Source organism: Muriicola sp. SD30 (assembly GCF_041205185.1).
GTDB lineage: Bacteria > Bacteroidota > Bacteroidia > Flavobacteriales > Flavobacteriaceae > Muriicola.
Genome location: NZ_JBGEWB010000002.1, coordinates 653,195 through 669,626 on the forward strand (window position 1 = coordinate 653,195; position 16,432 = coordinate 669,626).

The window sequence follows — 16,432 nt, forward strand, 5'->3', positions numbered from 1 at the left end:
TTAGGACATTTGAAAGCGAAACCTTGTCACGCCTGCTTAATTCTTATTACAACTTTGTATCTTGGCAGCTGTTTAAAACTAAACCTTCTGAGTACCCAGGCTCTCTAATAAAGATCATATACCAAGCTCCAAATGCATAACAAAGGATTTATATTCGACCTGGATGGTGTCATAGTTGATACCGCCAAGTATCATTATCTGGCATGGAAGCACCTCGCTGATGAATTGGGGATTCCCTTTACCAAAGAACAAAATGAGCAATTTAAAGGTGTGAGCCGCAAACGATGCCTAGAAATTCTGCTCGATTGGGGAAATCTAAAGGTCTCTCAGGAACAATTTAACAACTGGCTGGCTGAAAAAAATGAAGATTACCTCAGTTACATTGACACAATGACCGAGGAGGAAATTCTTCCGGATGTAATCAAAGTACTCCAATATCTCCAAAAACACCGGGTGCCAATGGCATTGGGATCGGCTAGTAAAAATGCACGCGCAATATTAAAAAAAGTGGGACTTATTCCTTATTTTAACACCATTGTTGATGGCACCCAGGTCACAAAGGCAAAACCAGACCCGGAAGTATTCCTGATCGCCGCGAAAGAGTTGAATATCACACCGGGGAACTGTGTGGTGTTTGAGGATGCTATCGCGGGAATACAAGCGGCGAATGCCGCCGGCATGACCAGTGTTGGCATCGGACATAAGAATACATTATCTGAAGCTCAGTATGTCTTTAAAGATTTCACTGAGATCGAACTCAACTTTATAAAGGAACTAGCACAACTATAACATATGAATCAGGATTATATTAAACCGGACCTTTGGTCAATTATAGAAGAAGGATTTGATAAGGAAAATGTAAAATCTTCCGAAAGCATCTTTAGTCTTGGTAACGGGGCCATGGGACAACGCGCCAATTTTGAAGAACAATACAGCGGTCCAACCTTTCAGGGCAGCTATATCGGAGGGGTATATTATCCCGATAAGACCAGGGTAGGATGGTGGAAGAACGGTTATCCTGAATATTTTGCCAAGGTGATCAACGCCCCCAGCTGGATTGGCATAGATGTACTGATCGATGGAGAGCCCCTCGATCTCCATGCCTGTACCAGTGTAGATCATTTCCGCCGTGAATTGAATATGAAGGAAGGCATTTACTACAGGAGCTTTACTGCCACCCTCCAAAATAATAAGACAATTGAAGTAAAAGTAACCCGATTCCTCAGCCTCGACCTCGATGAAGTAGGTGCCATACGTTATGAGGTGACAGCGGCAAAAGAGGACCTTACTATAACGTTTTTACCCTATCTGGATAGTGGTATAACTAATGAAGACAGTAATTGGGATGATAAATTCTGGAATACGACCAAGGTTTCCTCAGAAGGAAATCAGGCTTTTATCGAAGCCCATACCATGAAAACCAATTTCGAGACCTGCACTTTCATGGAATGTCAGCTGGAATACGATGGAACTATCCAAAACAAGGCAAAAAGTAGTGATAAAAAAGAGCTTTGGGTAGGGCATAGCTATGAACAGCGAGTTACCAAAGGCACCACCGTTTCATTTTATAAATTCGGAGGATATACCGTATCCCGAAACCACAAAGGGGGAAATCTTGTCGATGCCGCTAAGCAGGTGCTGGAAAAGGCTAGTAAACAGGGATTTGAAACCCTTTTGGAGGCACAGAAAAAAGCCTGGGCAGGAATATGGGAAATGAGCGATATTACCATTGAGGGCGATACTAAGGCGCAACAGGGAATTCGATTTAATATCTTTCAGCTTAATCAGACATATCTCGGCAAAGATTCGAGACTTAACATTGGGCCAAAAGGATTTACAGGCGAGAAATACGGAGGAAGTACCTACTGGGATACAGAAGCCTATTGTATCCCTTTTTATATGTCGACAAAAGATCATCACGTAGCCAGAAACCTGTTGAAATACCGGTATAATCATTTAGAAAAGGCCATCGCAAATGCCAGGAAATTAGGATTTTCTAATGGAGCAGCACTATACCCAATGGTTACTATGAACGGGGAGGAGTGTCATAACGAATGGGAAATTACATTTGAAGAGATCCACAGAAATGGTGCTATTGCGTTCGCCATTTATAATTATTTCAGATATACAGGAGATTATTCGTACATCCCGGAAATGGGGTTAGAAGTACTTATTGGTATTTCGCGTTTCTGGCATCAGAGGGCTACCTTTTCCAAGCAGAAAAATAAATATGTCATTCTGGGGGTAACAGGACCCAACGAATATGAGAACAACGTAAATAACAACTGGTATACCAATTACATTGCCCGTTGGTGTATCCAATATACCCTTGAGCAACTCGAAAAAGTAAAAGCAGGGTATAAAGAAGATTACGACAGGATTGTAGGCTATACCAAGCTGAACAAAGCAGAAACTGATGAATGGAAAGAAGTGGCTGATGCCATGTATTTCCCTTTCTCCGAAGAACTGGGGATTTATCTTCAGCAAGACGGTTTTCTCGATAAGGAATTAGTAACAGTGGCGGACTTACCTAAGTCTCAAAGACCCATCAATCAGAAATGGAGTTGGGATCGCATCCTGAGATCACCCTACATTAAACAAGCCGATGTGCTGCAGGGATTTTACTTCTTTGAAGATCACTTCTCTGAGGAAGATCTGGAAAAACATTTTGATTTCTACGAGCCATTTACCGTCCATGAATCGTCGCTTTCACCTTGCGTCCATAGTATTCAGGCTGCTAAACTCGACAGAATGGAACAAGCCTATCAGTTTTACCTGAGGACGTCGCGCTTAGATCTCGATGATTACAACAAGGAAGTTGAAGAAGGATTGCATATCACATCCATGGCCGGGACCTGGATGAGTATTGTAGAAGGTTTTGGCGGCATGCGGATAAAGAATGATAAATTATCCTTTACCCCCAGAATTCCAAAAGAGTGGGATTCCTACTCTTTTAAGATCAATTTCAGAAATCGAATCCTGAAAATTCTCGTTGATAAATCCGGAGCTCATTTCGAATTAGAAGGTGATCATGAGATGTCGATCCGGCTAAATGGGGAACGACTGGTTTTACAACCTGTCGCTAAAAATCCCGTGCAGTAAAATGACAGCTAGGGGGAATAATAATAATGAGGATCATTGCAACATGCCTCCCGTCTTTTATTTTTTCCTGCTTACCTTTTCAATGGCAATTACCATGGCAAATGCCCAGATTGAACGAGTAGAGCCCCCGCATTGGTGGGTTGGATTTAAGGATACCTCCTTGCAGTTGCTGGTGAAGGCCCCGGGCATCGGGGAGTACGATGCCCTGATCAAGAACAGCCTGGTAAAAATCAAAAAGGTGCACCAGGCTGACAGTCCCAACTATCTTTTTATCGATCTAGATATTCCTCCGGATATTACACCCGGCGAGATAGTAATTGAATTCCACAAAGAAGGAAAACCCAGGATCAATTACTCTTATGAGCTGAAACCAAGGGTTCAACAGCCCGAGGATTTTATCGGTTTTTCAAGCAAGGACGCAATCTATCTTATTACCCCTGACAGGTTTGCCAATGGAAACCCTGCCAACGATATCGACCTTAGTTTAAAAGAGAAGACGATTGACAGGACGAATGATTATTCCAGACACGGGGGCGACATCAGGGGAATGATTGAGCATCTCGACTATATCCGAGAAATGGGCTTTACGGCTATTTGGCCAAGCCCTTTGCTGATCAATGACATGCCCAGGCAATCATACCATGGGTATGCCATAACCGATTTTTATAAAGTCGACCCCAGATTTGGCGACCTCAATGATTATGAAGAGCTATCGCAAGAAGCTAAGGCGAAGGGGATTAAACTTATAATGGACCAGGTAAATAATCACTGTGGCCTTTATCATTGGTGGATGGAAGACCTGCCGTTTGCCGATTGGATTAATTACCAGCAAGGATTTGAGGATGGGGAAAACATCACAGTGACTAACCACAGGCGTACTGTAAATCAAGATATTTACGCTTCAGATTGGGACAGGGATCTTATGGATAATGGCTGGTTCGTACCTTCTATGCCCGACCTTAATCAGGACAATCCATTTTTAGCGAATTACATCATTCAAAATAGTCTTTGGTGGATAGAAACCCTTGAATTGGGTGGAATAAGGCAGGATACATATCCTTATCCGGACAAAAACTTTATGGCCAGATGGGCAAAGCGAATCATGACCGAATATCCTGAGTTTTCCATTGTGGGGGAAGAATGGAGTTATAACCCATTGGTGGTTGGCTATTGGCAACAGGGTGCGAAGAATCGCGATGGATATAAATCGCATCTGCGATCTACCATGGATTTTCCGCTGCAAAAAACCCTTGTTGAGGCCCTTAAAGAGGAGGAAAACTGGGATACTGGCCTTATCAAACTTTACGAAGGGCTTGCAAATGATTTTTATTACGCTTCCCCTGAGGATATGATGTTTTTCGGAGATAACCACGATATGGACCGACTCTACACACAGTTGGGGGAGGATATCGATCTTACTAAAATGGCCCTCGCCTTTATAATGGTGGCTCCCAGAATTCCTCAGTTGTACTACGGAACCGAAATTCTGATGGAGAATAGTGAGAAACCGGGTGATCATGGGCTTATCAGGACAGATTTCCCGGGTGGCTGGCCCGGCGATAAGGTGAATGCGTTTACAGGGGTCGGTCTGGATGACCGGGCTGCCGGGATGCAGGAATTTGTAAAATCCCTGCTAAACTTCAGGAAAGAAGCCAGGATAATTCACGAGGGTAAAACAAAGCATTTTAGTCCCGAACAAGGAGTGTACGTCCTGTTTCGTTACCTGGGCGAAAAAAGAGTTATGTTGATTTTGAATAAAAATGAAAAGCCGGTAACGCTCAATGCTGATAGGTTTGAGGAGATGGGCATACGGAATATGGTCTTGCGGGATGTATTCTCCAAAGATACTGTGGTAATCAAAGACCAGTTGAAAATCGGCAACAAGGGAGTATTATTACTCACAAATTAAAATACGATGATAAAAAAATATGTCTTTGCATTAGTAGTGTGCGGTGCGGTTCTATGCTGTAATGAGGATAAGACCAAAAGCAAGGACGTAAATAATGAAATTCAAATGAAAGAGGAAGGAAAGAAAGTCATTTACCAGGTTTTTACAAGGCTGTTCGGGAATACAAACACCAATAATAAGCCATGGGGTACCATAGAAGAAAACGGAGTAGGAAAGTTTGATGATTTTACACCTAAAGCGCTGAAGGAGATCAGGGAATTAGGGATTACACATATCTGGTATACAGGGGTGCCTCATCATGCTTTGGCAACTGATTACTCGGAATATGGAATTACCAATGATGATCCGGATGTGATCAAAGGAAGGGCTGGTTCTCCTTATGCTGTAAAGGATTACTACAATGTAAACCCAGACCTTGCCAACAATCCAGACAAAAGGCTGGAAGAGTTTAAAGAACTCGTGGATAGAACCCACAAGGAGGGAATGAAAGTCATTATAGATATTGTGCCCAACCACGTCGCCAGGCATTATGAGGGAGCTTCCACACCCAGTGGGAAAGAGGCCTTTGGTGTATCAGATGATACTACTGTAGACTATCAGAGAGATAATAATTTCTACTATATACCGGGAACACCATTTAAGGTTCCGGAATGGACCAATGGATACCGGCCTTTAGGAGGGAACCCACATCCCCTGTCTGATAATAAATTTGTGGAAAATCCTGCCAAGTGGACGGGGAATGGATCAAGGCGTCCACAGCCTGATATGAACGATTGGTATGAAACCGTAAAAATCAATTACGGGGTAAAACCTGATGGTACACTCGACTTTGATCAATTACCAGCTGACTACAGTTTGAAATCGGTCGAAGAACATCTGGTTTTTTGGAAAGACAGGTCGGTACCCGATTCCTGGATAAAGTTCAGGGATATTGCCCTTTATTGGCTCGATTTTGGAGTAGATGGATTTCGTTTTGATATGGCCGAAATGGTACCTGTAGAATTCTGGAGTTATCTCAATTCACATATTAAAGAAAAAAATTCTGACGCCTTATTACTGGCTGAAGTCTATAATCCATCCCTTTACAGGGACTATATCCACAGAGGAAAAATGGACTACCTCTATGACAAGGTTGAACTTTATGACAGTCTCAAGCATATTATGCAGGGCCATGGCTGGACAGATCATATTCCGGTAGTTCAAAAAGGTCTGCTGGATATAGAGCATCACATGCTCCATTTTTTGGAAAATCATGATGAACAGCGAATTGCAAGTCCTGAATTTGCAGGAGATGCCATGAGGGGAAAGCCGGCAATGGTTGTCTCGGCAACTTTAAGTACTTCCCCAACCATGATCTATTTTGGGCAGGAAGTGGGAGAACCGGGTGCAGAAGATGCCGGATTTGGCAGTCCATCAAGAACTTCAATCTTTGACTATATAGGTGTTCCCCATCATCAGCGATGGATGAATAACAAGAAATTCGACGGAGGGCAACTCTCTGAAGAGGAAGAAAGTCTCAGAGACTTCTATAAGAGGCTTTTGAATTTGACCATCAGCAGTAAGGCCCTGATGGGTTCTTATGAAGATATTCATTACTACAACAGGGATAATACGGAAGGGTACAATTACAGGGTGTATTCATATGTGAGATGGCAGGACGATGAGCGACTTCTGATCCTGGCCAACTTCGATGCTGTGGAATCATATCAGTTTGAGTTAAAAATACCCCCTGCAGTTGTCTCAGCCTGGGGCCTGGAAGAAGGCTCTGTATATGAATTATCTGACCAATTGTACGATGATACCCGAGTTAAGCTCAGGATAGAAAAAGGGCAAGGACTTTTTGAAATTAGTCTTGCCCCTCTACAATCTTATATTTTTAAGTTACAGGATTAAGCATTCTTAATAAGTCGATCTGATTCTGACTCAGGCTTGATCCCCTTTAGGTTCAGTGGCCTTGTACATCAGGCCTATGATCGCACCTATTATTCCATAGTAGACAATATCCAACACTGCTTGCACTAGTTGACCGGTAAGATCCATTAATTCGGATGTAGCATACCAAAGCAGGCCCATGCCTAATCCCATAAAAATTCCAATCCAGACGCCAAATTGGAATCCGCCTCCCAGACTGTTGTTCCCATTGGCCCATTTCCCGTAAATTGTACTAAGGGCGAAGGCGGCAATAAGGTTAGATAGTACGAGAATTGGAAAATCCGGAGGGTCCTTCATTACTTTGGTCAGGGTGTGCCCCTCAAAAAAATCAACAGTCGCCACGCCCCAGATCAGGAAGCCCAGTACAAACATGGCAATAGTAGCTACTACCGTTGCCAGAAGATTTTGTTTTGAAAACATAGTTATAGTTGTTAATTGGTTGTTGTACTGTCAAAAATATTAAATAAAAATTGCGAATAATGAAAAATATTATCATTATAAAAATGAAATTAATATTAAAATCCTTAATTGAATAGTAATATTATGATGCGGAATATTCCTTTAGGTTTTTAGTCTTCAAATTGTATTTTTGAAAGACCAATGAAATATCCGCAATGAAAAGAATTATAGTCCTTTGTTTAATCGTACTAATATCAGCTTGTACAGAGATGAGCCATAATATTAAAGTAATAGGACATAGAGGAGCCATGGGCCATGAAACAGAGAATACACTGGCTTCTATAGAGAAGGCAATGGAGCTTGGCGTAGATATGATCGAGATCGATGTTTTCAGGATTAAAAGTGGCGAGATCATGGTCTTTCACGATAAAAGATTAAATCGTCTTAGCAACGCTGGCGGCCTTATTGAGGATTACGATTTTTTTACACTGAAGAAGGTGATCTTGGAGGGAAATCATAAGATTCCCACTTTGCAGGATGTACTAAAATTGATTGATGGGAAGGTGCCACTTAACATCGAACTTAAAGGGGCTAATACGGCTGAACGAGTCAATTTCATTCTGGATTATTACATCAGGGAAAAAGGATGGAAACCAGAAGATTTTCTGATTTCCAGTTTCAATTGGGAAGAACTGAAAAGTATGAGATCGATTAATCCTGATATTTCCATAGCCATACTCACTGAAAAAGACCCCCTTCAGGCGCTACCAATCGCAAAAGAGCTGGGCGCGGTGGCAATAAATCCGTATTACAAAAATGTGAATTCTGAAATTGTAAAGGCCATTCATGATGAGGGATATAAGGTGTACGTCTGGACGGTTAATGAGAAGGAAGATATTGGCAATATGAGAAAGATTCGTGTTGACGGGATCTTCACCAACTTTCCCGAAAGGGCAAACTGATGTATGACTTAATAGTTATCGGAGGAGGAGCTGCCGGATTTTATGGTGCGATCCATGTGGCGGAGTCGAGACCTGATATGAAAATCCTGATTCTGGAGCAGGGGAAACAGGTCCTTGGAAAAGTGAAAGTATCCGGGGGAGGAAGGTGCAATGTTACCCATGCGCAGTTCAATCCTGCACTGTTGGTTCAGGCCTATCCAAGAGGAGAAAAGGAATTACGAGGCCCTTTTAATTCATACCACCCAAAGCATACGGTAGAGTTTTTTAGTCGGCGGGGGATCGCTCTGAAGGTAGAAGAAGATGGCAGGATGTTTCCTGAGAGTAATTCATCCCAGACAATTATCGATTGTTTTATGGATGCCGTATCCTCTTCGGCCATCGAGTTAAAAAGGAATTCGGGCGTTGTCAATATTATCCCTGCTGAAGAAAAATCTATAAAAGACTGGCGTTGGGAAGTACAGACTAAAACCCAGGCCTATCACACAAAAAATCTGCTGTTGGCCACAGGCAGTAGCATGAAGATGTGGAATGTACTCCGCAGGCTGGGGCATCATATTATCGACCCTGTACCATCTCTTTTTACTTTTAATATTAAGGACCCTCGTATTGACGGGATACCAGGACTAAGCCTTCATGCCCGGGTAGAATTAATTTCCAGGGATATTCCAGGAAAGAACATTACTGATGCCATAAAAACGAAGTCATTAAAGTCGGAGACCCTGGTGACTGAAGGACCATTATTGATAACCCATTGGGGACTGAGCGGACCTGCAGTTTTAAAGTTGTCTTCCTGGGGAGCTCGAATTTTAAACGATTACAAATACAGGTTCAGGATACGGGTTAACTGGATGCCAGACTACCACCAGCAGGGCATGTACTCATTTTTAATGGAAGTGAAGAATATAGAAGCGAAGAAAACAGCATATAGGACATGCCCGGTTGATATACCTCGCAGGCTTTGGGGAAAACTTGTAATAGCAGCTAATATATTACCCGAACAGAAATGGGCGGATATCTCAAAGAAGCAGTTACAGGCCCTTGCCGCTCAACTTACTGCATCAGAATTTCTGGTGGAAGGCAAGAGTACTTTTAAAGAAGAGTTTGTTACCGCCGGGGGGATCGATCTTAAGGAAATCAACTTTAAAACATTCGGTAGCAGAATCCACGAAGGCTTGTATTTTGCCGGGGAGGTTTTAAACATCGATGCCCTTACCGGAGGATATAATTTTCAAAGCGCATGGTCAGGGGCATATCTTGCAGCTATGGCTATTTCTGAAAACTAAGGCCGCTTCAACTCATTAAAATGATGTATAAAGCGGCTGCTGCTGATCCCCCAAGAAAGGGACCCACCACCGGCACCCAGGAATACGCCCAGTCACTTCCTCCCTTGTTTTTGATAGGAAAAAGTGCATGTACAAGTCTCGGACCCAGATCACGGGCAGGATTAATAGCATATCCCGTGGTGCCACCAAGGCTAAGGCCTATGCTCCATACCAGCAAGGCAACAGGCAGAGCGCCTAGAGAACCAAGGCCAATCACTTCTTCGGTGGCCAGTACGGAAGCATCCGAAAAGAACAAAACAGTAAAGACCAGAATAAAGGTTCCTATTATTTCACTAAAAAGGTTGGAGCTGTAATTGCGTATTGCAGGTACCGTCGAAAAAACAACGAGTTTCAGGCTTTTATCTTCAGTAATGTCAAAATGATCCTTATAGGTGATCCAGACAACGGCAGCGCCTAGCATTGCACCGAGAAGCTGAGCGAGTAGGTAAGCAGGCACCTCGGCCCAATCAAAAGATCCTGCCAGGGCCAGTCCCAGGGTCACTGCCGGATTAATATGGGCACCGCTGTAAGGTCCGGCTACCACAACTCCTACGAAAACTGCAAAGGCCCATGCGGTTGTAATTACAATCCAGCCTCCGCCTTGTCCCTTTGTTTTATCCAAAACAACATTAGCCACTACGCCGCACCCAAGTGCAATAAGTAGTGCGGTTCCGATCAATTCTGCTAAAAATGGCGTCATAAAAGTGATTTAGTTTTCTCTCGTCCAGTATTCAAGGGCATTGATTGCTTTGTACCACCCTTTGATTCCTTTATCAATAGCCGTTCTGTCCTGAACAGGTTCAAATCTTCGTTCACTTTCCCAGATTTCTTCAATCTCACTGATATCAGACCAAAATCCGACAGCAAGGCCTGCGAGGAAGGCTGCACCCATTACTGTCGTTTCTATTACCTTGGGACGAACAGCAACCGTATTCAATACATCTGCCTGGAACTGCATCAGCAGATTATTGACAGTAGCTCCACCATCTACCCTGAGTTCCCTAATTGATATATCAGCGTCGGCTTCCATTGCTTTAAGGACGTCCATGGTTTGATAGGCAATCGATTCTATAGCGGCCCTTGCTATATGAGCATAGGTACTACCTCTGGTAAGACCAAAAATAGTGCCTTTGGCATGCTGATTCCAATGGGGCGCCCCCAGGCCTGCAAATGCAGGGACGAAATAAACCCCATCCGAATGTTCTACTGTACAGGCAAGTTTTTCAACCTCTCCCGAAGAATCGATAATCTTCAGGCTGTCCCTTAGCCATTGTACCACTGCTCCGGCAATAAAAATACTTCCCTCAAGGATATAATGTGTCTTCCCATTGATCTGCCAGCCAATAGAGGTAAGTAGGTTATTTTGAGAAATTATAGGTTTCTCCCCTATATTCATAAGCATAAAACATCCAGTACCATAGGTGTTTTTCACCATTCCCGGTTGGGTACACATCTGCCCAAACAAAGCGGCTTGCTGATCACCCGCTATGCCCGAAATTGGAATTTCCCTCCCAAGTATTTCGGACGTAGTATTGCCATAAATTTCACTTGAGGCCTTAACCTCCGGGAGCATAGAGATTGGAATGTTAAACATGGTTAGCAACTCCCGGTCCCATTCCAGTGTATGAATATTAAAGAACATGGTGCGCGACGCATTGGTCACATCGGTTATGTGCAGTTCACCCCCGGTTAATTTCCATATCAGCCAGCTATCAATGGTGCCCATCAGCAAATCGCCTGCCTCTGCTTTTTCCCTGGCGCCTTCTACCTGGTCTAGTATCCATTTAACCTTGGTACCGGAGAAATACGCATCGATCACCAGTCCGGTTCTCTCCCTGATTAAAGGAGAAAGACCTTTTTCCTTTAATTCATCACAATAATCTGCGGTCCTTTTATCCTGCCAGACAATCGCATTATAGATAGGCTCACCGGAATTTTTATCCCAAACAACGACGGTTTCCCTCTGATTAGTAATTCCTATCGCTGAGATGACCTCTGCAGATATATTTTTGGAGCTTAGTGCTTGCTTCATCATCTCAGCCTGTGTCTCCCAGATTTGCTGAGCATCGTGTTCTACCCAACCCGATTTTGGAAAGTGCTGATCAAATTCCTTTTGCGCTGATGAGATAATTTCTCCTTTTTTATTAAAAACTAAGGCCCTGCAACTGGTAGTTCCCTGATCGAGTGCGAGTATGTATTTTTCCATTGTAGCAGGCGTTTTTAATAATTCAATATTCAAAACTTCTAAATGTAACCGTTTTTTTTAAATTCCCATATCATGAGGTTAGCTCCTGATTTTTAAAGGGTAAACCCACATCATCCGGATGATGTGGACGAATGTCTTTTTCAATTCAATATCCAGATATTGAAATTTAGGACAGTGGCAAAACAAACCCATAAGAAATACGGGACGAGTAAATACGCTGCCGGCTTACTTACTATTTTAAACCATTTAATGGTGGCCAGGATCAGAATAAGGAGCATAACGATGACAACAAGAGCCCAGAAGGGTTGTTGAAAGCCAAAAAACACAATACTCCAGAAGGCATTAAAAAGTAACTGAAAACCAAAATAATAAAGGGCTGTCTTAACCCAGACATGATAAAAACCCTTAGCCCAGACGAGTCCGGCTGCGATCCCCATCAGGATGTACAAAAGTGTCCAGACCGGGGCAAAAATCCAATCAGGGGGATTAAAGCTGGGTTTATTCAGGGTGGTGTACCAGGTACTCACAGAACTCTGAGTAGCAAAACTTGATAAAAACCCAATGAGCAAGCAGATGATAATGGCAATACTGATATATGCTATTTTCTTTTTCATTCGACCTTTCTCAATACCCTAAAATAGGAATTTATTTTAATTGAGACTTCGCGTAAACGCCCTAAGGACTATCTTTGTGGGAAATTGTATTTTCATGAATGAACAGGAATTTATTCCTGCCGAATTAAAAAATCTGGCTGGCAGTGGGGAAACCACCTGGAGGGCACCCAGCAATATAGCACTGGTAAAATATTGGGGGAAATACCCCGGACAGATACCCGCAAACCCCTCCATCAGCTTTACCCTTTCAACTTCTTCCACAACAACCGGGATAAAATTTAACAAGGAAGGAAAGGGGCAAGAAAAACCTTCGTTTGATCTTCTTTTTGAAGGAAGCCCGAACAGGGCATTTGAGCCTAAAATCAATAAATTTATTGAGCGTATCCTGCCCTATGTTCCTTGGTTGCCTTTCTATCACCTCCATATAAATACCTCTAACAGTTTTCCACATAGTAGCGGTATTGCCTCTTCAGCCAGTGGGATGGCTGCCTTATCGCTTTGCATTGCGGACATGGAAAGAGGAATGAATCCCGGAATGAGTGATGAACACTTCTATCGAAAAGCATCCTTTCTCGCGCGTCTGGGATCGGGTAGTGCCTGCAGAAGTATAGAAGGACCTATAGTGAGTTGGGGAAAGCATGATAAAATCAAAGGAGGTTCTGATTTGTATGGGACTTCATTTACCGATCCTGTACACAAAATCTTTCAAAACTATCAGGATACCATTTTACTGGTGCACAAAGGAGCGAAGACAGTGAGCAGTACTGCCGGGCACGCATTAATGGATGGTCACGCTTTTGCGGCACAAAGGTTTGCCCAGGCGAATAAAAACCTTACCTCAATGACAGAGGTGCTGGCCAAGGGGGATATGGATCAGTTTATTGAGCTGGTAGAGAGTGAGGCCCTGAGCCTCCATGCCATGATGATGACAAGTGTTCCTTACTACCTCCTTATGAAGCCAAACACCATAGCAATTATTGAAAAAGTATGGGAATACAGGAAGGAAACAGGAGAAGCATTGTGCTTTACACTTGATGCAGGCGCCAATGTTCATCTCCTTTATCCGGAAGAAAATTCTGAAAAAGTTTTGCAATTTATTAAGAATGAGCTTGTTGTGTATTGTGAAAAGGGGCAGTATATTTGCGACCAGATAGGTCTGGGTGCCAAAAAAATATAATCCCGGAGCCTGTTATCCGGAATTTAGGATTAACTTTAACTAGCGGAATCGCTATTTCAATATGAAGGGACCACTTTTTTATTCAAAAATTCTCTTGTTTGGTGAATATGGTATCATCAAAGATTCCAAAGGACTTTCAATTCCTTATAATTTCTTTAAAGGGGCTCTTAAAACGGAATTTCCTTTATCTGAGGGGGCTAAAAAATCTAATGACAGCCTGATAAAATTTGCGGCTTATCTGGAAGAATTGCAAAAAAAGGATCCCGCTCTGGTGCAATTTGACACCGACTCTTTAAAAAGCGATCTGGAAAAAGGAATGTATTTTGACAGTTCCATTCCACAGGGATATGGAATTGGAAGTAGTGGAGCTCTTGTAGCCGCCATCTATGATAAATATGCCCTTCAAAAAATTACCGTACTGGAAAACCTCACCCGCGAAAAATTATTACATCTGAAAGCCATTTTTGGCAAGATGGAGTCGTTTTTCCATGGGAAGTCGTCCGGCCTGGATCCGCTAAACAGCTATCTGAGCCTGCCTATTCTTATCAATTCTCAGGACAATATTGAGTCTACCAGTATCCCATCACAGAATTTAAACGGCAAAGGGGCAGTCTTTCTTCTGGATAGCGGAATGACGGGCGAAACAGCGCCTATGGTACAGATCTTTATGGAGAAGATGAAAAATGAAGGATTCAGAACCGTCCTGAAAGATCAGTTTATCAAGCATACCGATGCCTGTGTTGAAGACTTCCTTTCCGGGAATGTAAAGTCCCTCTTCGGAAATCTAAAGCAATTATCCCACGTAGTATTAGATCACTTCAAGCCTATGATCCCAAAGCAATTTCATCAGCTGTGGAAAAAAGGGATCGAATCAAATGACTATTATTTAAAACTTTGTGGCTCCGGGGGAGGCGGGTATATACTAGGTTTTACTCAGGACATCGACAAAGCTAAAAAAGCCCTGCAAGGACACCGACTGGAAGTGGTTTACAACTTCTAAAACAACTTCAATGCTTAGTAGAAAGAACAAACTCCTGCTTTTAAAGCTGTTGAGTTTGTTTTCAATAGTGAGAGGCTACAATGTGCTTATGATTGTATTAGCCCAATACCTGGCGGCTATTTATATCATGGCACCCGATCTCCCTTTACGGGAAGTAGTGTTTGATTTACGCCTTTTTGTTCTGGTTCTGGCATCAGCATTGGTTATAGCTGCGGGGTATATCATCAACAGTTTTTACGACTCTGAAAAGGATCTGATCAACAAACCGCGTAAATCCATGCTCGACAGGTTGGTAAGTCAGCAAACCAAGCTCAGCACTTATTTCATTCTGAATTTCCTCTCCGTTTTGTTTGCCAGCTATGTTTCTTTTAAAGCCGTTCTGTTCTTTGCGGCATATATTTTTGGAATCTGGATTTATTCACACAAATTGAAACGCCTCCCCTTACTTGGGAATTTGGTTTCGGCAACTCTGGCAATTACACCTTTTTTTGCTGTATTCGTCTATTACAGGAATTTTGAAACCGTCATTTTTGTCCATGCTATCTTCCTCTTCCTTCTTATTCTTTCCAGAGAATTTATTAAAGACATGGAAAATATAGCAGGGGATATAGCTTTAAATTACAAAACCATACCCATACTGTTCGGAACGAAATACTCCAAAATCTCTATAACCCTCCTGGCAGGATTATCTTTACTTCCCGCTTTTTTACTGATTGAAATATTTGATGTGGGTTATATGTACCTGTATTTTATACTTGCCATGGCGCTGTTGATCATTTTTATCTTGCTCCTATGGAGGGCATCCACGAAGAAGGACTACGTTTGGCTGCACAACATCTTAAAATTCATTATCATCGCGGGCGTATTTAGTATTCTTCTGATTGACGTAGACCTGGTTTTAAACCGAATCCTATAGATTGCTTTCCGGCCCCGGGCAATTTGCTACCTTTGGAGAAAATTTAACAATGAGCAGGTCTGATTATAAAGGAGAGGGAAAGTCTTCCGGAAGAGGAGCAGGTAATTTCAGGAAGAAAAGTCACGCACGTGGAAATGCACCCATTAAGAAAAAGAGGGAAAATGCACCGACCTCCAATCCTGGCCTCATCAGGCTGAACAAATATGTTGCCAATGCCGGAGTTTGTTCCCGGAGGGAGGCAGATACTTATATCGCTGCCGGTAGTGTTACAGTTAATGGAAAGACTGTTACCGAAATGGGATTTAAAGTGAATCGTACTGATGAAGTTCGATTCGATGGCCGACTCCTGAACCCTGAGAAAAAGGAATACATACTGCTGAACAAGCCAAAGAATTTTATTACCACCACCCGGGATGAGAAGGGGAGGAGAACCGTGATGGAGCTAATCAGCAATGCATCTAATGCGCGTCTCGTTCCTGTGGGGCGGTTAGACCGGAACACTACAGGTTTGCTCTTGTTCACAAACGATGGTGACCTGGCCAAGAAATTAACCCATCCCAGATATGGGATCAGAAAGATCTATCACGTAGAACTGAATAAAAATCTCAAGGCAGATGATCTCCGGAAAATTCAGGAGGGCCTTATGCTGGAGGATGGCCTGATTAAGGTGGATGACGTAAGTTACCTAAACAATGCCCCCAAAAAAGAGGTAGGTATTGAGATTCACAGTGGCAGAAACAGGATCGTCAGACGGATTTTTGAATATTTGGGCTATGACGTGATAAGGTTAGACCGGGTAATATTTGCTGGTCTGACTAAAAAGGATCTCCCCAGAGGGCACTGGCGCCATTTAACTCAACAGGAAGTCATCAATTTAGGGATGACGCAGTAGA

General features: G+C 42.8%; 14 protein-coding genes. 10 read left to right on the forward strand and 4 right to left on the reverse strand.

The features are described 5' to 3' along the window. The first annotated feature begins 132 nt into the window (after positions 1-132). Genes pgmB through AB8P51_RS08010 form a run of 4 tightly spaced genes read left to right on the forward strand, consistent with a single transcriptional unit; the run spans position 133 to position 6,904 of the window. Entirely contained in the window at positions 133-789 is a 657-nt protein-coding gene (gene pgmB, locus AB8P51_RS07995; RefSeq protein WP_369748277.1) for a beta-phosphoglucomutase, read from the forward strand. A gap of 3 nt (positions 790-792) precedes the next feature. Beyond that, a complete protein-coding gene (locus tag AB8P51_RS08000; protein WP_369748278.1) occupies positions 793-3,102 on the forward strand; it encodes a glycoside hydrolase family 65 protein in 2,310 nt (769 codons plus the stop codon). 1 nt (position 3,103) lies between these two features. Beyond that, a complete protein-coding gene (locus AB8P51_RS08005; RefSeq protein ID WP_369748279.1) occupies positions 3,104-5,011 on the forward strand; it encodes a glycoside hydrolase family 13 protein in 1,908 nt (635 codons plus the stop codon). Positions 5,012-5,017: 6 nt separating this feature from the next. Further along, a complete protein-coding gene (locus tag AB8P51_RS08010) occupies positions 5,018-6,904 on the forward strand; it encodes an alpha-amylase family protein (protein WP_369748280.1) in 1,887 nt (628 codons plus the stop codon). Positions 6,905-6,934: 30 nt separating this feature from the next. On the opposite strand, the gene AB8P51_RS08015 is transcribed toward AB8P51_RS08010, so the two are convergent. Then, on the reverse strand, positions 6,935-7,363 hold the full coding sequence (locus AB8P51_RS08015) for a hypothetical protein (protein WP_369748281.1): 429 nt from the start codon (positions 7,361-7,363) through the stop codon (positions 6,935-6,937). 194 nt (positions 7,364-7,557) lie between these two features. Here AB8P51_RS08015 and AB8P51_RS08020 point away from each other — a divergent pair, with 194 nt between their 5' ends. Both AB8P51_RS08020 and AB8P51_RS08025 read left to right on the forward strand, forming a co-directional pair. Next, positions 7,558-8,304, forward strand: coding sequence for a glycerophosphodiester phosphodiesterase (locus AB8P51_RS08020; RefSeq protein WP_369748282.1), 747 nt, complete (start codon positions 7,558-7,560; stop codon positions 8,302-8,304). Then, entirely contained in the window at positions 8,304-9,587 is a 1,284-nt protein-coding gene (locus tag AB8P51_RS08025) for an NAD(P)/FAD-dependent oxidoreductase (RefSeq protein ID WP_369748283.1), read from the forward strand. Before AB8P51_RS08020 ends, AB8P51_RS08025 begins: the two co-directional genes overlap by 1 nt. Before the next feature lie 7 nt (positions 9,588-9,594). Here AB8P51_RS08025 and AB8P51_RS08030 read toward each other — a convergent pair whose 3' ends face one another. The 3 genes from AB8P51_RS08030 to AB8P51_RS08040 form a co-directional block, all read right to left on the reverse strand. Next, complete coding sequence (locus AB8P51_RS08030; RefSeq protein ID WP_369748284.1) at positions 9,595-10,326, reverse strand: MIP/aquaporin family protein; 732 nt, start codon at positions 10,324-10,326, stop codon at positions 9,595-9,597. A gap of 9 nt (positions 10,327-10,335) precedes the next feature. Continuing rightward, a complete protein-coding gene (gene glpK, locus AB8P51_RS08035; RefSeq protein WP_369748285.1) occupies positions 10,336-11,832 on the reverse strand; it encodes a glycerol kinase GlpK in 1,497 nt (498 codons plus the stop codon). 140 nt (positions 11,833-11,972) lie between these two features. Next, the gene (locus AB8P51_RS08040; RefSeq protein WP_369748286.1) at positions 11,973-12,446 is read right to left on the reverse strand and encodes a TspO/MBR family protein; all 474 of its coding nucleotides are present in this window, start codon (positions 12,444-12,446) and stop codon (positions 11,973-11,975) included. A 94-nt stretch (positions 12,447-12,540) separates the two neighbouring features. On the opposite strand from AB8P51_RS08040, the gene AB8P51_RS08045 reads away from it, so the two are divergent. From AB8P51_RS08045 to AB8P51_RS08060, 4 genes are all read left to right on the forward strand, one after another. Beyond that, positions 12,541-13,623, forward strand: a complete 1,083-nt coding sequence (locus AB8P51_RS08045) for a diphosphomevalonate/mevalonate 3,5-bisphosphate decarboxylase family protein (RefSeq protein WP_369748287.1) — start codon at positions 12,541-12,543, stop codon at positions 13,621-13,623. A 61-nt stretch (positions 13,624-13,684) separates the two neighbouring features. Beyond that, entirely contained in the window at positions 13,685-14,623 is a 939-nt protein-coding gene (locus AB8P51_RS08050) for a mevalonate kinase (protein WP_369748288.1), read from the forward strand. A 10-nt stretch (positions 14,624-14,633) separates the two neighbouring features. Then, positions 14,634-15,539: a geranylgeranylglycerol-phosphate geranylgeranyltransferase gene (locus AB8P51_RS08055; RefSeq protein WP_369748289.1), complete on the forward strand. Its 906-nt coding sequence runs from the start codon at positions 14,634-14,636 to the stop codon at positions 15,537-15,539. Positions 15,540-15,588: 49 nt separating this feature from the next. Further along, positions 15,589-16,431, forward strand: a complete 843-nt coding sequence (locus AB8P51_RS08060; protein ID WP_369748290.1) for a pseudouridine synthase — start codon at positions 15,589-15,591, stop codon at positions 16,429-16,431. Position 16,432 lies beyond the last annotated feature (1 nt).